The organism is Rothia sp. P7208 (genome assembly GCF_048512915.1).
Classification (GTDB): Bacteria; Actinomycetota; Actinomycetes; order Actinomycetales; family Micrococcaceae; genus Rothia.
Genome location: NZ_JBLXXW010000004.1, coordinates 23,240 through 42,014, shown reverse-complemented (window position 1 = coordinate 42,014; position 18,775 = coordinate 23,240). Strand labels below are relative to the sequence as shown.

15 protein-coding genes and 1 riboswitch are annotated in these 18,775 nt (G+C 47.8%); of the genes, 5 read left to right on the top strand and 10 right to left on the bottom strand.

The genetic code is table 11. The features are described from left to right. Positions 1 to 218: 218 nt before the first annotated feature. From cas6e to cas2e, 4 genes are read left to right on the top strand one after another with little or no spacing between them, the layout of a single operon-like run. On the top strand, positions 219 to 887 hold the full coding sequence (gene cas6e, locus ACN084_RS05430; RefSeq protein ID WP_419106155.1) for a type I-E CRISPR-associated protein Cas6/Cse3/CasE: 669 nt from the start codon (positions 219 to 221) through the stop codon (positions 885 to 887). A 16-nt stretch (positions 888 to 903) separates the two neighbouring features. Then, positions 904 to 3,597: a CRISPR-associated helicase Cas3' gene (gene cas3 / locus ACN084_RS05425; RefSeq protein WP_419106154.1), complete on the top strand. Its 2,694-nt coding sequence runs from the start codon at positions 904 to 906 to the stop codon at positions 3,595 to 3,597. A 12-nt stretch (positions 3,598 to 3,609) separates the two neighbouring features. Further along, entirely contained in the window at positions 3,610 to 4,551 is a 942-nt protein-coding gene (gene cas1e, locus ACN084_RS05420) for a type I-E CRISPR-associated endonuclease Cas1e (RefSeq protein ID WP_419106153.1), read from the top strand. Then, positions 4,551 to 4,862 carry a type I-E CRISPR-associated endoribonuclease Cas2e gene (gene cas2e, locus ACN084_RS05415; protein ID WP_419106152.1) on the top strand — a complete coding sequence of 104 codons (312 nt, stop codon included), beginning with the start codon at positions 4,551 to 4,553 and terminating at the stop codon, positions 4,860 to 4,862. The genes cas1e and cas2e overlap by 1 nt, the downstream gene beginning before the upstream one ends. A gap of 60 nt (positions 4,863 to 4,922) precedes the next feature. On the opposite strand, the gene metX is transcribed toward cas2e, so the two are convergent. Further along, complete coding sequence (metX, locus tag ACN084_RS05410; RefSeq protein WP_419106151.1) at positions 4,923 to 6,065, bottom strand: homoserine O-acetyltransferase MetX; 1,143 nt, start codon at positions 6,063 to 6,065, stop codon at positions 4,923 to 4,925. A 68-nt stretch (positions 6,066 to 6,133) separates the two neighbouring features. Then, positions 6,134 to 6,253: riboswitch (SAM riboswitch) on the bottom strand. 168 nt (positions 6,254 to 6,421) lie between these two features. Between metX and ACN084_RS05405 the strand changes: the two genes are divergently transcribed. Beyond that, positions 6,422 to 8,581, top strand: a complete 2,160-nt coding sequence (locus tag ACN084_RS05405; RefSeq protein WP_419106150.1) for a S9 family peptidase — start codon at positions 6,422 to 6,424, stop codon at positions 8,579 to 8,581. A 92-nt stretch (positions 8,582 to 8,673) separates the two neighbouring features. Here ACN084_RS05405 and gatB read toward each other — a convergent pair whose 3' ends face one another. The 9 genes from gatB to ACN084_RS05360 all read right to left on the bottom strand — a co-directional run bounded on the left by gatB (position 8,674) and on the right by ACN084_RS05360 (position 18,757). Beyond that, complete coding sequence (gene gatB / locus ACN084_RS05400) at positions 8,674 to 10,179, bottom strand: Asp-tRNA(Asn)/Glu-tRNA(Gln) amidotransferase subunit GatB (RefSeq protein ID WP_419106149.1); 1,506 nt, start codon at positions 10,177 to 10,179, stop codon at positions 8,674 to 8,676. Further along, positions 10,179 to 11,768 (bottom strand): Asp-tRNA(Asn)/Glu-tRNA(Gln) amidotransferase subunit GatA, encoded by a 1,590-nt coding sequence (gatA, locus tag ACN084_RS05395; protein WP_419106148.1) that lies wholly within the window; start codon positions 11,766 to 11,768, stop codon positions 10,179 to 10,181. Before gatA ends, gatB begins: the two co-directional genes overlap by 1 nt. Positions 11,769 to 11,777: 9 nt before the next feature. Next, positions 11,778 to 12,074, bottom strand: coding sequence for an Asp-tRNA(Asn)/Glu-tRNA(Gln) amidotransferase subunit GatC (gatC, locus tag ACN084_RS05390; RefSeq protein ID WP_419102121.1), 297 nt, complete (start codon positions 12,072 to 12,074; stop codon positions 11,778 to 11,780). Between the two features lie 195 nt (positions 12,075 to 12,269). Next, positions 12,270 to 13,076: a transglycosylase family protein gene (locus tag ACN084_RS05385; RefSeq protein ID WP_419106147.1), complete on the bottom strand. Its 807-nt coding sequence runs from the start codon at positions 13,074 to 13,076 to the stop codon at positions 12,270 to 12,272. Between the two features lie 515 nt (positions 13,077 to 13,591). Next, positions 13,592 to 15,766 (bottom strand): NAD-dependent DNA ligase LigA, encoded by a 2,175-nt coding sequence (ligA, locus tag ACN084_RS05380; protein ID WP_419106146.1) that lies wholly within the window; start codon positions 15,764 to 15,766, stop codon positions 13,592 to 13,594. Beyond that, on the bottom strand, positions 15,747 to 15,869 hold the full coding sequence (locus tag ACN084_RS05375; protein WP_419106145.1) for a hypothetical protein: 123 nt from the start codon (positions 15,867 to 15,869) through the stop codon (positions 15,747 to 15,749). The genes ligA and ACN084_RS05375 overlap by 20 nt, the downstream gene beginning before the upstream one ends. Positions 15,870 to 15,949: 80 nt before the next feature. Continuing rightward, complete coding sequence (locus tag ACN084_RS05370; protein WP_419106144.1) at positions 15,950 to 17,014, bottom strand: PP2C family protein-serine/threonine phosphatase; 1,065 nt, start codon at positions 17,012 to 17,014, stop codon at positions 15,950 to 15,952. Next, positions 17,011 to 18,135 (bottom strand): adenylate/guanylate cyclase domain-containing protein, encoded by a 1,125-nt coding sequence (locus tag ACN084_RS05365; protein WP_419106143.1) that lies wholly within the window; start codon positions 18,133 to 18,135, stop codon positions 17,011 to 17,013. Before ACN084_RS05365 ends, ACN084_RS05370 begins: the two co-directional genes overlap by 4 nt. A gap of 124 nt (positions 18,136 to 18,259) precedes the next feature. Next, entirely contained in the window at positions 18,260 to 18,757 is a 498-nt protein-coding gene (locus tag ACN084_RS05360) for a PH domain-containing protein (RefSeq protein ID WP_419106142.1), read from the bottom strand. Between the last annotated feature and the right edge of the window lie 18 nt (positions 18,758 to 18,775).

Here is an 18,775-nt window from a genome sequence, read left to right as displayed (position 1 = left end):
AAATTAACACATTAATATATTTGCAAATAACAAGTTGATTTTATGACAACCAGTGATACGATAAAGACCAAAGAGTAGAAAAATACCTCCGCGTATACGGAGAAAATGGCTATAGTAGCAAAAAACAAAGAAATACCCCCGAGAACTTCAGGGAAAGCCAATAGCATTTAGTTTAGCACTTCTTTATAGCTACAAACCAAGAAAGGAAGCTACATCCCATGAGCACAAGTGTTCATCTTACAAAGTTCCCCGTTCACATCGCTCTTTCTCGTGCGAGCAATCACTCCCCCTCATCTCAGGGATTCCTACTTGATTCCCCTAAGTTCAGACACCGTGCTGTTATGGGATTATTTGACGAAAATCTAGAATCTTCCAACCCTCGCTCAAAACACAACATCCTCTTCCGCTTAGATTCTGTACCGGGCCACGCTCCATATTTCCTAGTCCAGTCTTCTATTCCTGTACAGGCAGAAGACATTATTGAAGAGCTTGAAACAAAAGAAATTTCTCTCCAGTCACCGCAAGAAGGAACACCTGTTGCTTTTAGACTTGCAATCAACGGCATCATCCGCAAATCTCGCTCCCGAGAAATATCGCCTGTACCTTTTGACGGGGAAAGCCAAGAGAACCCGCTAAGCTTTACCAATTGGCTTGAACAACGTCTTTCTGGAGTACTCAAAGATATCTCCGTCATGAATCATCAGCGCCAGGTCTTAGGAACAGATCGCACAGGAAAAAAGCAAGGCGATTTGACGGTTCAGATAGATACCGTAGACGGATTCGCCTACGTTGATTCCCCATCAGCTCTTGAACAGATACTTCTCAACGGCGTAGGACGAGCCAAGTCCTATGGCTGTGGAATGCTTAGCATTAAAATCGCCCAATAAACGGTGAGGAATACTCATGCCTGTACCAACACATAGCTATCTCTGGTCAAAACAAGACAAGACTCACGGCACATACCCTCTTCTTGCCCATTTATTCGACACCGCAGCAGTCGCAGGTGTGCTCTACGACCGTTGGTTACGACCAGGACTTCAAGAACTTTTTAAGCAAGAGCTAGGTCAACAAGCACGGAGTATCGTGTGCTTTATTGCTGGTAGCCATGACGTTGGTAAAGCCTCGCCCTTATTTCAAGGGCAGTTTTCACAAAAGGAAGAAGTCTGGGATAGTATTCGTGAAAATATTTTGATTCACAATCCCTTAGCGTTTGAAGGGTTATCCGATCTGAGCGATGACCAGAGAAAAGAGCGTTCTTTACGTCGTCATGAACAAATTAGCGCTTCAGCCCTCGGATTCTATGCAGATAGTTCTTCCTGTACTCATGGCACATCTCAAGCTATCTGGCAATGTTTACCAGCTCTAGGGCATCATGGGTACTTTGATATTCCATTCGACCTTGACAATAAGCAGATTTTTAAACGGAAGCGTCGACTGCACAGTGCTTTTACCTGCCTCCTTGAAGAAAACGGTTGGACACAGGCTCAGGACGATTTATTGTCGCTATTGGAGCAGGCAGTAGGAATTTGCCGTAAAGAGTTCCCTGATGAGGTATCTAATACGGTGATTGTGTTGCTTTCGGGTCTAACTATTCTTGCAGATAGGATTGCTTCGCATTCTGATTGGGTCGCTCAGAATCAACAGCTCATGGCTGACGGCACATTGGTTTTAGAGAAACCTAACGAATGGGTAAAAGCTTTATCTAAACAGGCCCTTCACAAGGTTGAGGAAACTGTTGGTATTTACCACGGTTGGGAGGACGAGGCTACTGCTCGTCAAGCTATTCTTGGTGATTATGAGCCTCGACCTATGCAAGCTGAAGCCTTGCGTGCCGGTGGTGGATTATGGAATGTGATGGTGCAGACCGGTGGAGGCAAAACAGAGGCGGCTTTGTTGCGTCATTGTACAGAACAAGAACGTTTGTTGTTTTTGCTTCCAACTCAGGCAACTTCTAATGCTTTGATGCGTAGGGTGCAAAAATTTTATGAAGGTACACCGAATGTTGCGGCTTTGGCGCATGGTCTAGCGTCTATCGAGGACTTTTATCAGACCCCTATCACGAGCTTTGGCGGTTCTGAGATAGGTGATAGTTCTTGTATGGGGCAAGGTTCTGGCGGTTTATATCCTACAGAGTTTGTGCGTTCTGGTGCGGCTCGTTTGCTTGCCCCTGTTTTTGTTGGCACGGTAGATCAGGCGTTGATGGGTTCTTTGCCTCTTAAGTGGACTCATCTGCGGTTATTGGCTTTGGCAAACTCTCATATTGTGGTTGATGAGGTGCATACTCTCGATCATTATCAAACACAATTATTGGTCACCCTTCTTGAGTGGTTGGGAAAGACGAATACGCGTGTCACTTTGCTAACGGCAACTTTACCGCAGTGGCAGCGTCAACAATTTTTGGAAGCGTATACAGGTGAGTCTCTAGCCGAGCACAGCCTTGTTCCAGCTTTCCCTGCAACAGAATTATTAGAGCGTTCTTCTTCTGCACCGGAGACTTCTGCTCTACCGAGTGACACATATAGTATTGATTTTTCGTTAGATACAGTCGATTCTAATTCTCTAGAAGATTCCCATATTATGTGGGTTCGCTCCATGCGTGAACGATTCCCCAAAGCTCGTATCGGCGTTATTTGTAATACGGTTCAGCGAGCGCAAACGGTTGCTGCTGCTCTTGAGCAAGAGTATGGGGGTGTTGTTCTTCTTCATTCTCGGATGACGGCGGAGCATCGTCGTATTAACGCACAACAGCTTGAAGCGCTGATTGGTGCTGGTAAGACGGCTGAGTCTGTCATTGTTGTGGGTACTCAAGCTATTGAAGCTTCTTTGGATATTGATTTAGATTTTTTGAGTACGGACTTGTGCCCGTCAGCGTCGTTGATTCAGCGTGCTGGTAGGGTGTGGAGGCGTTCTGATGTTTTGCGTGCAGAGCGTATTCCAGGTGTTCCGCATATACCGATTCGGGTGGTTCGTGTTGCTGAGCTTGATAAGTATTCAAGTGCACCGTATTTTCAGGCCGAGTTGGAGCGTACATGGTCGTTTTTGATAGAGCATCAGCATTTTGTTGTTCCTGCAGATAATCAAAGGTTTATTGATAGTTCGTCTCTATCTCTTGATACATTTGCTCATCAGGATGATGACGCATTTTTAGAGGCTTTTGCCGATATTATCGGTCGTATTCGTGCGGGGCTAGGGGCTGCGGCACCTTTGGAAGAAGCGTTAGCTGATGAGGCGACCATTACGGAGTTCAAACAGCTCACTCAAAGAAGTGGAGACGAGGAGTCTGCTGAACGACGCACCCGCCTTATTGAGCGTGAAAGCACACCGGTTATTCTTTGCTGTTCTGATGGCAGTATTCCTGGTGCGTGGGATGGTGCACCCGAAGACTTAGCAAAGATTACTCCTCAAGAACAGCAGAAGATTCGGCAAGCATTAAAAGGTTCTTTGCCGTTAGTTGTTTCTTCTTCAAAATTATCAGAGCAGTTAGTTTCTTTGGCTGATGCGCCGTCTCTTCTGAAACGCTATTCGTATTTGCCTCAGGCTGAGCGTTTTTATGACTCTGCGTCGGGCTTTTCAGAGCGCCTCTTTACTGAGGAATAGGGGAATGTTCTTATGGCTTATTCGGATGAGGCTTTAGCTTTTTCGACGATACCGGCTTCTCATCAGGTTCGTTTAGAAGATCGAGTGTCTTTTCTTTACTTAGAGTATTGCGTTATTAAACAAGAGAAAACAGGTGTTGTTGCGTGGGGTTCGGAGCGGGGTTCTGAAAAACTTGCGGGGCAAAAAATACAATTGCCGGTGAGTAGTCTTGCTGTTTTGATGTTAGGTCCTGGGACGAGTATTTCTCAGCCAGCAATCACCTCGTGCACGAGGGCAGGTGTCACGGTACTGTTCTCTGGTGGTGGCGGTGTACCAGCATATTCTCATGCTACGCCGCTGACTTCTTCTGCTCGTTGGGCTATTGCTCAGGCATGTACTGTTGCCCAAGAGAAATTTCAAAAGCAAGCGGCTCTTATTCTGTATAAAAAGCAGCTAGGTATTGAGAAAATGCCGGGTGGTTCTATTGCGACGATGCGTGGTTTAGAGGGCCGGACGATACGCAATCTATATCGAGAGCAGGCTAAGAAACATGGTGTTCAGGGGTTTAAACGTGATGTTTCAGCAACGGATAATGTTAATGTTGCGTTGAATCTGGCTCATTCGATTTTGTATGGTTGTGCTGCTTCGGCTTGTGCAGCCTTGGGTTTGAACCCTGCTTTAGGGGTGATCCATCGTGGTGATATTCGTTCTTTATTGTATGACCTTGCGGATCTTTATAAGCCTTCTTTAAGTATTCCGTTAGCTTTTTCGTTCTCGAGTAGTGAGAATATTGCAGAAGATATTAGGCGTGCTGTTCGTCGGGAGTTGGTACGTCAGAATGTTTTGCAGGGTATGGTGAAAACGTTGATAGAGGTGTATAGCCCGCAATTACCGCATCGTGATGATGATCGTCTGATTAGTGATAGAGGCGAGGAAGTAACTGGTCACACTCAATATGGTCGAAGGGGACAATAATGTTTGTTGTTCTCACCACGGTTTCTTTACCTCAGCATGTACATGGGTATTTAACACGGTTTCTTTCTGAAGTATCGGTGGGTGTTTTTGTTGGTAATGTTTCGGCTCGTGTTCGAGATAATCTGTGGGAACGGTGTGTCTTAGCCGCTGGAGATGGACTGCTCACTCTTATTTATAGTGACAAGAGTATGGAGCAGGGATTTAACGTGCGTACTCATGGCTCCCAGCGCCGTACCATGGTCGATTGTGATGGGGTACTTTTAGCGTCGTCTTCTCCCCTATCTCACGAGGAATTTTCTTCTGAAGAATAGCAGTCAGTAGCTTATTGTTAGGCTAATAGGGCGATGCCGGGTTTGTTTCTTTTCGTGTTGTTAGTGGGGTTTTCTGCCTTGTTTTAGAACTGGTTCTAGGATTTTTTGTAGTTGTTTTGTCTCTAGGAGGAATCCGTCGTGTCCAGCTGGAGAGTAGATAGCTTGTGCTTGTACCGGTTGGGGTAAGGCCCTAGCTAATTCACGTGATTGTTCTGGGTAGAAGAGTCTGTCATTGTGCACATAGGCGATAGTCCATGTGCATTGGCTTCGTTGCAGTGTTTGGTGTAATGTTCCACGATTTCGGGTGATGTCGTGGCTCATGAGTATTTCGTTAATGCTGAGGTAGCTATTTGCGTCAAAACGTTGCACAAGTTTGTGTGCATGGTAGTCCATATATGATTCCACGCTGTATTGTGTACTGTTTTGTGTTTGTTGTGTGCGCCCAAATCGGGTGTGGAGTTCTTCTGAGGTTCGGTAGGTGATATGTGCGATGCGTCGAGCTATCCCTAGTCCTTGGCTGGGAGGTTGTTTATCGTAGTAGTCGCCTCCGTAGAAGTGTTGGTCACTGCGGATAGCAAGGTTTTGTGCTTGTGCCCAGGCTAGTTGTTCTGCGGTGGTGTATGCACCGGAGGCGATGACGGCGCAGTGACGTACGTTTTCGGGGTAGGTGATGGCCCATTCTAAGGCTCGTGCTCCTCCGAGGGATCCTCCTATAACATGTGCCCATTGTGTGATGCCGAGTGCTTCTGTTAGATGTTTTTCTGCGTGTACGGTGTCTCGTACGGTAAGTTTTGGGAAGGATGACCCCCATGGTTGTGGGGGTTGTTTGTGTGGGTGTGTGCTGTGTGCTCCGGTGCTTCCGTTACAGCCGCCGAGAATATTCGGTGCTACTACAAAGTAGGTGTTTGTGTCGATGGTTTTTCCTGCTCCAACGAGGTCTTCCCACCAGCCGGAAGTAGTGTTGTGCTCATTGTGGGCGACGTGGGTGTCTCCTGTTAAGGCGTGCAAGATGAGCACGGCGTTGTCTTTGTGTTTGTTGAGGTTTCCCCATGTTTCGTAGGCGATAGTTGCGTTAGGTAGTGTGTGCCCTGATTCTAGGGGTAGTGTCTCGATGGTTGTGTGGTGTTGGTAAGTGAGTGTTGTTGGGGTACTCATAGATGCTCCAATAACTATTGTTGTAGTAGATTGGGGCTGTATCTGCACTGTTGTTTCCTCTGGTGTGTTGCCTGTTTGGTGTGCAGGCTCTTATGTTGAGGAGGTAGTGCGTACTGCTCCCGCGCTTGCACCGTCTAAGAGTGTTTTTCTGGTGCCGGGTCTGTCTCAGTGGCACCCCGCCGCGAGTGGAGGGTTGCCGGCTAATAAGCTGAGTCTTGGTATTAGCGCTCTTGACCGTGTTGTTATCGTATCTGAGTGGTTTGTTGTGGGTCGAGCCGTTTCTTCTTCTTTACGTTCTAATGCGGTAGTTTGTCTTGTTTCGTCATATTTTGTCTTTAGAATAGTTCTCATGTCGCGTTGTTTTAAGGGCGCATTATCTATTTTTCTTTTCGGAGGTACATTTCATGTCTCAAGCACCTGTTACGAAGCGTGTGGAGTCTTCACGTGTTCATCATGGCGATACGTTTATTGACCATTATGAGTGGCTTCGTGCTAAGGACGATTCTGAGGTGGTGGAGTACCTCAATACAGAAAATGCTTATACAGAGCAGTCCACTCAGTCACAGCAAGCACTTCGTGAAAGTATTTTTCAGGAGATTAAGGAGCGCACCTTAGAGACGGATCTTTCTGTTCCTTCTCGCCATGGAGATTGGTGGTATTTTTCGCGGACGGTTGAGGGTGAACAGTACCCTGTATTTTGTCGTGTGCCTGCTTTGGTAGACGGTGGTGAGGTGGAGATGTTTTCTCCTCCGCAGGTTCAGGCGGGTGTTCCTCTTGATCAAGAGCAGGTCATTCTTGATTGTAATGAGTTTGCACGAGAGTTGCCGTTCTTTTCTCTTGGGTCTTTTTCGCCTTCGTTAGACGGTTCTTTGTTGAGCTTTGGTGTTGATGATTCTGGCGATGAACGCTATACCCAGTATTTCTTAGATTTAGAGACGTTGACTCTTTCAGAGGAGACTTTGCCCGGTATTTTTAGTGGCGCATATTTGACTCCTGATGCATCAACCCTTATTTATTCTCTTGTCGATGAGTCATGGCGCCCATATGAGATACGGGCTCACCGTATTGGTGCGGGGGAAGAAGATTGTGTTCTTTTCACCGAGCATGACAATGCGATGTGGCTTAGCAGCGCTCTTTCTGCTGACCGGACTCATATCGTTATTACGTCATTTTCTTCTGAGTTTTCGGAGGTTCGTTTAGTTCCGCTTCAAGATATGTCGGCTGAGCCTTTGTTGGTTATTGGTAAGAAGCATCGTGTGCAATACGGTGTTGAGCCTATTCGTATTGATGGTGTGCCTTATGTTCTCATCATGCATGATGCTGACGCTCTTAACTCAGAAATTGTGCTTGCCCCTTATCCAACGTCTCAGCCTTTTGAGCAGTACCGTCAGTTATGGCTTAAAGTTATGCCTCATCGTTCTGAGGTGCGTATTGAGGGGTTTGATTTTTCGTCAACTCATCTTGTGGTGACGGCTCGTGAGAATACGACGGTACGAGTTTTTCTTGCCGATTTAGACCGTTTGCGTGCCTTGTTGCGTTCGCAGTCGAATGCGGGGGTTGTTTTTAGTGAGCCGACCGGTTTTGTGGAGGAAATTTATACGACTGGTGTTTCTCATGTTTCTATTGATTCGCCGGTCATTCGTATTTCGTACACGTCGTGGGTGACTCCCCCTCGAATCTATGACTATTTTCCGCGTACTCAGGAGCTTATTCTTCGCCGTGAGACCCCCGTATTAGGCGATTATCATGCTGAGGATTATCAGGCGTATCGCATGTGGGCACCTGCCCGTGATGGTGCGATGATTCCTATTTCTGTTATTCATCGTGCTGATCTTGATTTGTCTCAGCAGCATCCTGTGTTCCAGTATGGTTATGGTTCCTATGAGGTGTCGATAGATCCTTATTTCTCTATAGCGAGGTTGTCGCTTCTAGATCGTGGCGTGATTTATGTGGTGGCACATATTCGTGGTGGTGGCGAAATGGGACGCCAGTGGTATCAAGATGGTAAGAAACTTCAGAAGAAGAATACTTTTACTGATTTTGTTGATGTTACGGAGTTCTTAGGGCAACGCCCGTGGGTTGATCAGAAGAAGATTGCTATTTCTGGTGCTTCTGCTGGCGGTTTGCTCATTGGTACGGTTCTGAATCTTGCTCCCGAGAAGTATTGTGCTGCTATCGCAGGTGTTCCGTTTGTGGATGCGTTGACAACTATTCTTGATCCAGATCTTCCGTTGTCTGCTTTGGAGTGGGAGGAATGGGGTAACCCTATTGAGGATGCCGAAGTATACGAGTATATGAAGTCTTATTCTCCATACGAGAATATCCGTCACGTCAAGTATCCACCGATTGTTGCAGTGACGAGTTTTAACGATACTCGTGTGTTATATGTTGAGCCAGCGAAGTGGGTAGCTCAACTACGTAAAATGATTTCTGCAGACTCAGTGACTCCTCTCTTGAAAATTGAGATGGATGGTGGGCACGGTGGCGGTTCAGGCCGTTACACTGCGTGGCGTGATATTGCGTGGGAGTACGCTTTTGCGCTGACTTACTTATTAGACCAATAATATTTCTGGTTTTTCGGTATATAACAAAAGCGGTGGTGTTGCCTCGTTGGAGGCAACACCACCGCTTTTGTGTTCAGCCAGGTGTAAGAGGCTTAGAGTTCTACGCCAAGTTTTTCGAGGATGAGTTCTCGTACACGTCCGGCGTCTGCTTGTCCGCGGGTCGCTTTCATCACTTGACCCACGATTGCACCGACAGCTTGAACTTTGCCACCACGAATCTTTTCTGCAACGTCAGGCATTGCAGCAAGGGCATCGTCGATAGCGCCGCTGAGTGCACCGTCGTCAGAAACAACTGCTAGAGAGCGTTTTTCAACGATTTCGCTGGGTGTTCCTTCACCGTCAAGGACGAATTCGAGAACTTGTCGAGCAATTTTATCGTTGATTTTTTTGCTCTCAATGAGGTGGTTAAGTTCCACAACGGTTTGTGCGCTCACACCAAGCTCGAGCAGTTCGGTTTCACGAACTTTTGCGAGGCGAGAGATTTCTCCCATCCACCATTTACGCGCTACCGTTGGGCTAGCGCCTGCAGCGACGGTCTCTTCAATTGCGTCCATTGCCCCAGCGTTGACAACGTCACGGAACTCTTCATCAGAGTATCCCCATTCTGCTTTGAGACGGCGACGGCGTTCTGCAGGGGGTTCTGGCAGTTCTGCGCGTAGACGTTCAATCCATTCGCTATCGGTAACCACGGGAACGAGGTCTGGCTCTGGGAAGTACCGGTAGTCGTCAGCGTCTGATTTGGGACGCCCCGGTGAGGTTTCACGGGTGTCTTCGTGCCAGTGACGGGTTTCTTGAACGACTTTTTGTCCAGATTCTAGAACAGCTGCATGTCGTTGAATCTCATATCGAACAGCACGTTCTACAGAGCGTAAGGAGTTGACGTTCTTTGTTTCAGAGCGAGTTCCAAAGGTGCTGCTTCCTTTAGGCATGAGGGAAACGTTTGCGTCACAGCGGACATTTCCACGTTCCATACGCGCATCGGAAATTCCTAAGTTTTTGACGATTTCGCGGATAGCTGCCACGTAGGCTCGTGCGAGTTCTGGTGCTCGTTCTCCTGCCCCAACGATAGGTCGGGTCACGATTTCGATGAGAGGAACGCCTGCTCGGTTGTAGTCTACGAGGGAGAAGTCTGCACCTTGAATACGGCCATCTGCGCCGCCTTTGTGGGTGAGTTTTCCGGCGTCTTCTTCCATGTGGGCACGTTCGATGTCGATGGTGAAGATTGTTCCGTCTTCAAGTTCAACATCGAGAGAGCCATTCGCGGCGATAGGCTCATCGTATTGTGAGGTTTGGAAGTTTTTAGGGGTATCTGGGTAAAAATAGTTTTTACGCGCAAAATGCGAAATTGGTGCAATCTCGCAGCCTAGTGCAAGACCCAATTTGATGGCAGATTCTACAGCTTTTCCGTTGACGACGGGAAGCACACCAGGTAGCCCGAGGGATACGGGGGTGACGTTGGTGTTTGGTGTATCGCCAAATTCGTTGGGCGCAGCATCAAACATTTTTGTTTTGGTGTTGAGTTCTACGTGAACTTCAAAGCCTAATACTGGGTCGTATTTTTCGATTGTTTCTTCGAAGCTTAGGGTTTCTTCAGACATTATTTCGCTCCCCCAAAGTTAAAATCGCGAATCAGTGATTCGGTGTCGGGCATCTGTGTCCATAGTGGGGCACCCCAGGTGTTGTTCAAGAGGGTTTCGAGCCCTGCACCAACACGGTAAAGACGTGCGTCTTCGTGTGCTGGGGCGGTGAATTGGATACCTACGGGCATGCCGTCTTCGTCAGCTAGTCCAGCTGGTAGAGATAGTGATGGAACGCCCGCAAGGTTGGTAGGTACAGTTGCGATATCGCCTAGGTACATTGCCATGGGGTCACCGTCAGTTTTTTCACCGAGTTTGTATGCGGTGGTAGGTGCTGTTGGTGAGACGAGGACATCGCATTGTTCAAAGGCTGCAGCGTAGTCGCGTTGGATGAGGGTGCGAACTTTTTGAGCTGAACCGTAGTAGGCGTCGTAGTAGCCTGCAGAGAGGGCGTATGTTCCGAGAATGATACGGCGTTTTGCTTCTGCGCCGAATCCTGCGGCACGGGTTGCTGCCATGACACGTTCGATGGTCAGTGGGCCGTCTTCTGGTAGTACACGAAGCCCGTAACGTACGCCGTCATATTTGGCGAGGTTTGAGGAAACCTCAGAAGACATGATGAGGTAGTACGCGCCAAGAGCCTCTTTGACCGATGGCAAAGAGACCTCAATAATATGGGCGCCAGCTTCTTTAAGTAATTCTAGTGACTCGTTAAAGCGTGCAGTAACACCGTTTTGGAAGCCTTCACCAGTGAGCTCTTTGATGACGCCAATACGGATTCCGGCTAGGCTTCCTTCTCGGGCACCTTCCCGTGCTTGTTCAGAGTAGGGGCCAACCGGCTCGTTCAAAGAAGTTGAGTCGTGGCGGTCGTATCCTGCGACGGCTTCGTGAAGTAATGCTGCGTCAAGAACGGTGCGGGAGCAAGGACCTACTTGGTCTAGGGAGGATGCCATAGCGATAACACCGTAGCGTGAGATAGAACCGTAGGTTGGTTTAACGCCAACGGTTCCGGTGACGGCTGCTGGCTGTCGGATGGAACCTCCAGTATCGGTTCCTAATGCCAGAGGTGTTTGGAAAGCACCCACTGCTGCTGCGGAGCCACCACCGGAGCCGCCTGGGATACGGTCTAATGCCCATGGGTTGCGGGTGACGCCGAAAGCGGAGTGTTCGGTGGATGATCCCATTGCAAATTCGTCAAGGTTGGTTTTGCCGAGGATGGGCATACGTGCTTGGCGAACTTTTTGGGTGACGGTACCGTCGTAGGGGCTCATCCAACCTTCGAGCATGCGAGATGCTGCGGTGGTGGGTTGTCCTTTGGTGACAATGAGGTCTTTGATAGCGATGGGAACGCCTGCTAGTTCGGGGAGTTCTTCGCCGGCTGCGCGGGCTTTGTCAACGCTTTGAGCGGTTGCTAGTGCTTCTTCTTCGTTGGTGTGGAGGAAGGCGTTGAGTCCGTCTTTTCCTGCGGAACGGTCGTTGCTGTCGAGAGCTTGCCCGTCGGTTGCTTTGATACGGTCTAGGTGTGCTTGGGTGATTTCTACTGAAGAGATTTCGCGAGTCTTAAGTTTTTCGACGAGTTCTGCAGCAGAGAGTTTAATGAGTTCGTTCATAGTTTTTCCTTAGTCCTCATCGAGAATTGCTGGGACTTTGAATTTTCCGTCTTCTGCATCAGGTGCCCCGGAGAGCGCTTCTTCTGCGCTGAGGGTTTCCTCTACGACGTCTTCTCGGAAGACGTTTTGTAGTGGGATGGGGTGTGATGTTGCTGGAATATCGTCGGATACTGCTTCAGAAACAGATTTGACGGATTCGACGATGACGCCGAGTTCCTGTGCCATTGCTTCTAGTTCGGTATCCGTCATTTCGATGTGTGCCAGTTCCGCTAGGTGCGCAACTGTCTCACGGGTGATGTCAGACATAGATTCTCCGTAGTGGACAAAAGTTTTCTTTTCTAGTTTATCTCTCTGGACTCACTTTAGGCAGTTCTCTTGAGGATATGTGGCAGGTTCTCTCAAAGAACTCAGTGAGGTTAAAGAAAAGACTTCGCTTTCTTCCTCAATGAGTTGAGGAAGAAAGCGAAGTCTTTATGCTACCTAATGGAGATTATCTCGATATTAGAGAGCTGGGATAACGAAAACCTGACCTGGGTAGATGAGGTCTACGTTAGCGATGATGTCTTTGTTTGCGTCAGCAATTACCTGGTAGGAAGGAAGACCTAGCTGGTATGCGATACCGGAGAGGGTATCACCAGGCTTAACGGTGTAGGTGCCAGCGGTTGCTACAGGTGCAGGAGCGGGAGTGGACTCTACAACGGGTGCAGGTGCTACTACGGGTGCAGGTGCTGGAGCAGGTGCTTCAACAACAGCTGGTGCTGGTGCAGGAGCTGGAGCGGTGTATTCAACAACTGCTTCAGACTGAGGAGCAACGGGTGCTGGTGCAGGTGCTGCTACGGGTGCTGCTACGGGTGCTGGTGCAGGTGCTGCTACGGGTGCTGGTGCTGGAGCAGGTGCTTCAACAACAGCTGGTGCTGGTGCAGGAGCTGGAGCTACGGCAGCAGGTGCGCCGGCAGTTCCGTATGCGTAAAGGTTGAGCTTAGCTGCACATGCAGGCCATGCGCCCCATCCTTGCATCTGAAGGAGGTTTTCAGCAACGCGAATCTGCTCTGCTTTAGAAGCGTACTGGGGAGACCCGCTACCGCCGGCAGCATTCCAGGAAGACTGGGTGAACTGTAGGCCACCGTAGAAGCCGTTGCCGGTGTTGATAGACCAGTTGCCACCGGACTCACACTGAGATAGCGCTTCCCATGCTTGGAGAGGAGCTGCTTGTGCAGGTGCTACTGCAAAAGATGCTGCGGCGACACCGCTTACTGCTAGTGCAGCTGCGGAACGGGTTACGTTTTGGCGAATGGAAGTCTTTTTCACAATGCTCCAAGTGTAGGCCACCTAACGCTCCACCAATCCCTTGGCTTCAATGCGTTGCCGTCTACCCGTAGATGCTTATTGGGTATCTATTGAGGTTTTGCCCTGTAGACGGACTCAGGTGTGCGGCAAAACCCGGCATATAGTTCAAGGCTTCTTCCAGCCCTGAAATGTATTTTTCCCGTAGGTACGGGATTGCGTTCATGGATAACGATAACGTAACGATTTGGGTTCGTACAACCTCATTGATGGGTCATCGTGTTCTCGCGCCATTTATCAGTCTACTTTTTATCACAATCAGGAAATTCTCTTATTTTTTGTTTAAATAAGAAAAATAACTCCTCAAAATCCGCGTATTTCAGGGAAGGATAACCGTGAAGGTCGTCTTTACCATTTCGTTATTTTCGTTATCAAATCGCAACATTTCCCGCGCAAAAACCACGAAAAAAATTTTTTAATTTTCTTTACGACACTCTACGAAAAACTAAGATATTTTGTTATCCCAACGGTAGAAGCTTCTATTCTAAAGCAGCAGGGCCCTCCGCAAGAAGCATTTTAAAGCCGTCTTCATCTACTACCGGAACACCCAAAGACTCCGCCTTATCCAACTTAGAACCGGCAGCATCACCCGCAACAACATAATGAGTCTTTTTCGATACAGAACTTGCAGCTTTACCACCACGAGCGATAATAGCTTCTTTAGCAGAATCACGTGAGAAATCTTTTAGAGTACCCGTCACAACAATAGATAAATCAGCTAATGTTTGAGGCAAAGTCTCGTCGTGTTCATCAGCCATACGCACTCCAGCCGCAGCCCACCGCTCAATAATTTCACGATGCCAATCCACCGCAAACCATTCTTTAATAGAGCGAGCCATTACTGCACCTACCCCATCAATAACCGCTAAACGCTCTTCAGAGGCATTTTCAATAGCTTCCATAGAACCAAACTCAGTTGCAAGAGCACGTGCGGCAGTAGGGCCTACATGTCGAATCGACAGCGCAACAAGAACTCTCCATAACGGCTGTTCTTTTGCTTTCTCTAACTCTTTAAAAAGCTTCTTTGTATTTGCGTTAACGGCAGAAGGTTTCTTCGCTGTACCACGCGTATAAAAATATGGGACAAGCTCATACTCTCCGCTAAGAACCCCACGCTTTTTCTTCTCACGTCGTATTTTCACATCGGCAAGATCTTCTGCGCGAAGATCAAATAAAAACGCTTCAGAAACAAGAGGAGCAACATCAGGCTCAGCAGGAGCAGTCAACGCTTTAGCCGCTTCAAAACCCAATGCCTCAATATCAAACGCACCACGACTTCCAGCATGATAAACGCGTTCTGTCAGCTGAGCAGGGCAAGAGCGAGCATTAACACAACGAATATCAACGTCACCCTCTTTAGCAGGCGCTAACGGCTCACCGCAAGAAGGGCATTTCCGAGGCATCTCAAAAGCCTTCTCGCTACCATCGCGCAAAGCAATCACAGGCCCCACAATTTCTGGAATAACGTCTCCAGCTTTACGCAGCACAACGGTATCACCAATTAGAACACCTTTAGCCTTAACAACGTCTTGGTTATGTAACGTTGCACGTTCAACCGTCGAACCAGCCACTTTTACTGGCTCCATGACACCATAAGGAGTCACACGTCCGGTACGCCCTACATCAACACGGATATCAAGAAGTTTTGTATGAACTTCTTCAGGCGGATATTTATAAGCAACGGCCCAACGAGGAACACGAGAAGTGTAGCCTAAGCGTTCTTGTGTCGAAAAATCATTAATTTTGACAACGATTCCATCAATCTCATGCGCAAGAGAATGACGTTGCTGACCATAGCGTTCAATGAATTCAAGAATTTGCTGAGTATCGGAGAACAGCTCAGTATAGGGACTCACCGGAAGCCCCCATTGCTCAAGAAGAGCATACGTCTCATATTGAGAATCTACTGAAAGCCCTTGATGCGTACCAATACCATGCACATACATTGATAGAGGACGGCGAGCAGTCACTTTCGCATCTTTTTGACGTAACGATCCAGCAGCCGCATTGCGGGGGTTTGCGAAAGGTGCTTTACCTTGAGCAATCATCTGTTCGTTAAGAGCCAGAAAATCTTGAGAAGAAATAAAAATCTCTCCGCGAATTTCAACTTCTTCGGGGTGGCCTTCACCGGAAAGTTTACGAGGGATAGTCCCAATAGTAAGAACGTTATGAGTAACGTCCTCCCCCGTTGTTCCATCACCACGGGTAGCTGCCCGTACAAGTTCCCCATGACGATACAACAGGTTAACTGCTAGACCATCAATTTTTAATTCTGTTAGCCAACGAACAGAGGATAGCCCACTAAGGTGCGCGTTCTGTTCAGTTTTGCTAAGCCACTGTTCTAGTTCAGGGATAGAAAAGACATCTTCAAGCGAATACATGCGACTGATATGAACAACTGGAGCGAAGATAGAAGATGGTTCTGCCCCAACCTGCTGGGTTGGTGAATCTTGAGAAATCAGCTGAGGATACAAGGCTTCAAGTTTTTCAAGCTCAACAAAAAGCTCATCATATTCTTTGTCAGAGAGAATTGGTTCGTCGTCTACAAAATACTTTTTTTGAGCCTGACGGATTCTCTCCATCAAAGCAATATAGTGCTCTTGTAGCTCAGCTGTTATTGGTTCACTAGATTGTTCAGTTGAGGTAGAGTCCATCTTCTTCTCCAAGGTTCACAGGCGCTGTGTTACGCCAGTATTCGCATTGACCAACGCATATGGTTTCGTCTGTTGAGGGGTGGCTTAAGAGTATTTCGTTCATAGAAAAGCCCCTAACTACATTTAATCAGTAGTTAGGGACTTTCCTCTGGGGGTTAACCCGAAATATCCTCAAGAATTACTTTAGCGTAATTCTCTCTCATCGTGATAGGACTCTTGTTCCGCCACTGTCGTAGATTGAGATTGATATTCTTCTGCAGAGCTCACAATATGGTGCTGTTCTGTTGAGGTAAGCGCCTTGAGATGCTCAGCTCTTTCCTGAGCTGTTTTTTCCGTCACGACATCAGCAACAACAACGGTAATATTGTCTCGACCGCCAGCCCGTAGCGCCGCCGTTTGAAGCACTTCTGCGGCATCTTGAGGATGTTCGACAGTTGCTAATACTCTCGCCATATAATCGTGAGACAACTCGCCAGATAAGCCGTCTGAACAGAGCATCAAACGGTCTCCTTCATGAGCAGGAATCACCCAAAAATCTGGTTCCCAGTAGTTTCCAGTTCCCAGCGCACGTGTAATAACGTTTCGACGAGGGTGTGTAAGCGCTTCCATCGCAGTAATTTGTCCGGTATCTACAAGGTATTGCACTTCAGAGTGGTCTACGGTGATTTGTTCTAGGGTGATCCCTTCAACGCTTCCTGCAGAGAAAGACATGTTATGTGCGTCTGTTTCGACGTCTTCTTCACGTACGAGACGATAGGTACGAGAATCACCTACGTTGAAGATGAACCACATGTACTGGTCGCCAATGTTCGTCAGCCAAGCACCGGTTACGGTTGTACCAGCACGCTGAGAGAACATCTCTTTGATACGTTCGTCTGACTCACCAATAATGGAACGGATATGTTCAAGAGTCCTCATGATTTGCCGGTTTAAGGCTGTGGTCTTTTTACGACGTCGCCCGAGAAGCCCCTGATTGCTATCGGTAGAGGCGTTGTCTTCTGCGGCAAGTTCTCGCGCGTAGTTCTCTTGCTCAGCATCTGTCATACCGCAGGGGCGAGAGAATAAGTGGTTATAGGCGATGGTCCGTGCGCAAAGTCGGCTTGCATGTTCACCGGCTTCGTGCCCGCCCATCCCGTCTGCAACGATGTGCAATGTGCCAACTACAGAGAATGAGTCTTCGTTATTGTCTCGGTAAGCACCAACGTCGGTGGCGCTTCCAGAGAAAGTTGTTAGTTTTTGTGCGGTCATTCTACGTCGATCTCCAATTCGTTGCCGGTAGCTGATTCAACAGCTATAGGCGTTATGTCTCCGAAGCCTCGAACGCTGCGTTTTGGCTGTGGTGTGAAGCGGAAACGTCCATCATCTTTTAATGTTTGGGCAGTATCGTCATTGGTAAGTACCATACCAGCATCTGCGACACCTACTAAGCGTGCAGCGAGATTTACAGTAGGCCCGTAGACGTCTCCTAGCTTGGGAAGGATACGTCCCCACACGAACGCAACGCGAGTGTGCGGGAGGTCTGGATGTTCTTCAATTGCTTTAGATAAGGCTAATGAAATACGTGCGGCAGCATCTGGTGTTTCGGTCAGGAAGAGAACTTCATCCCCAACAGTTTTGATGATTCGTCCACCACCAACCGCTATGATTTCTGCGCAACGTTGCTCAAAAGTTTTGACGAGTTTACCGAGTGTTTTCTCATTCATCTGACATGAGAGGGTCGTATAAGAGACTAAATCGATAAAACCAATACCGCGCAGTAGAGGCAAATCAACACGGTTCTCGGAGATTCCTTCTTCGTTACGCAGTGCTAGTCGTAGCACTCCAGCGTTGTATTGTCTGCGGTAAGTGTAGGAGAGTATCTCTTGTAACGTTGTGATGAGTTCTGGTAGTACTTTCAGAAGCTCTTGACGTGCTTTACCGTCGCTGAGACCTTGTTGTTTTGAAATGTCATCGACGATTTCTTCGATTTGCCACGCAACGATTCGATCTGTCAATTGCCCCATGGAGCGGGCGATTGACACTGTTGTTTCGAGGTCTAAACCGTGTTTGTCGGTTAGTTCAACAACTTTTTTGAGGCCTTCGGCGTCTGCTCCAGTGAAGTATACTTCGTTTTCGGAAATATCTGGTATTCCCAGTGCGTGCCAAATTTTGCTTGCTAATAGAGGTGTTGACCCAGCCTGTTCTATGACTTCTTTACTCGTGAGGTTTCGCTGTGTGCCGAGGAGAAATTTTTCGAGGGCTTTTACCGCTTCACGGTCTTCTTTAGTGCGATAGACGTTGCTTTGTACGCGGTTATTTGAATATTCGAATTCTTCTTCCAGAGGCCCTGGATGAAGATTATCGTCTGATCCAGGTGCCGGTTTTTCCACGGGACTATCCTTTCTCATGCTCTCGTTGAGACAATAAAAACTTACTCTGTGACTTACAATACTCTACTTGTGGAGAGTAATACGAAGAATGACGAAAAACTGTTCACCATCTTACGATGTGGAACTATATATATGGCGCTAAACCGTCATTGTTATAAGCGTTAAATTCTTGACACGCTTGATTCAGTTGCTCCGAAAATGCTTGAGGACGGGGAACACGCTGCAGCACAAGAGAACCTCTTGGGGTGTGAACCATCAGCTTTCCAATTTTTGTAGATCCAAGCCACGCTCCTTGAACAGCGCAGCTAATAATGTTTGTGAAGCCAATCGAAACAGAACGATTATTTCTCCACCCGCGCTGGATAATGAGCCGGTGGGTTGTGATGAAGTATTGGGTTGAAAAATACCGGTTGAGACGTTTAAACATCTGATACAAAAACACGGCTGTTAACAGATATCCGAGGAACGACCAGATGAAGCTAGCTGTACTTATAGCAGAGGCAAAGTTGACGCAGAATACGCTGAGCAGAAAATACAACATTGGAGGTAGCAGGCAATACCGATGCATTCTGGTTGCAACTCGCACCGATTCTCCCTCTAGAAGATTTCCTCGTAGTCTCATAGCTCACTTATCTTACGG

Excerpts from the sequence above, each read along its gene's own strand:
- cas6e (WP_419106155.1), top strand. The coding sequence starts at position 219 with ATGAGCACAAGTGTTCATCTTACAAAGTTCCCCGTTCACATCGCTCTT.
- cas3 (WP_419106154.1), top strand. The coding sequence starts at position 904 with ATGCCTGTACCAACACATAGCTATCTCTGGTCAAAACAAGACAAGACT.
- cas1e (WP_419106153.1), top strand. The coding sequence starts at position 3,610 with ATGGCTTATTCGGATGAGGCTTTAGCTTTTTCGACGATACCGGCTTCT.
- cas2e (WP_419106152.1), top strand. The coding sequence starts at position 4,551 with ATGTTTGTTGTTCTCACCACGGTTTCTTTACCTCAGCATGTACATGGG.
- ACN084_RS05405 (WP_419106150.1), top strand. The coding sequence starts at position 6,422 with ATGTCTCAAGCACCTGTTACGAAGCGTGTGGAGTCTTCACGTGTTCAT.
- gatB (WP_419106149.1), bottom strand. The coding sequence starts at position 10,179 with ATGTCTGAAGAAACCCTAAGCTTCGAAGAAACAATCGAAAAATACGAC.
- gatA (WP_419106148.1), bottom strand. The coding sequence starts at position 11,768 with ATGAACGAACTCATTAAACTCTCTGCTGCAGAACTCGTCGAAAAACTT.
- gatC (WP_419102121.1), bottom strand. The coding sequence starts at position 12,074 with ATGTCTGACATCACCCGTGAGACAGTTGCGCACCTAGCGGAACTGGCA.
- ligA (WP_419106146.1), bottom strand. The coding sequence starts at position 15,766 with ATGGACTCTACCTCAACTGAACAATCTAGTGAACCAATAACAGCTGAG.
- ACN084_RS05375 (WP_419106145.1), bottom strand. The coding sequence starts at position 15,869 with ATGAACGAAATACTCTTAAGCCACCCCTCAACAGACGAAACCATATGC.
- ACN084_RS05370 (WP_419106144.1), bottom strand. The coding sequence starts at position 17,014 with ATGACCGCACAAAAACTAACAACTTTCTCTGGAAGCGCCACCGACGTT.
- ACN084_RS05360 (WP_419106142.1), bottom strand. The coding sequence starts at position 18,757 with ATGAGACTACGAGGAAATCTTCTAGAGGGAGAATCGGTGCGAGTTGCA.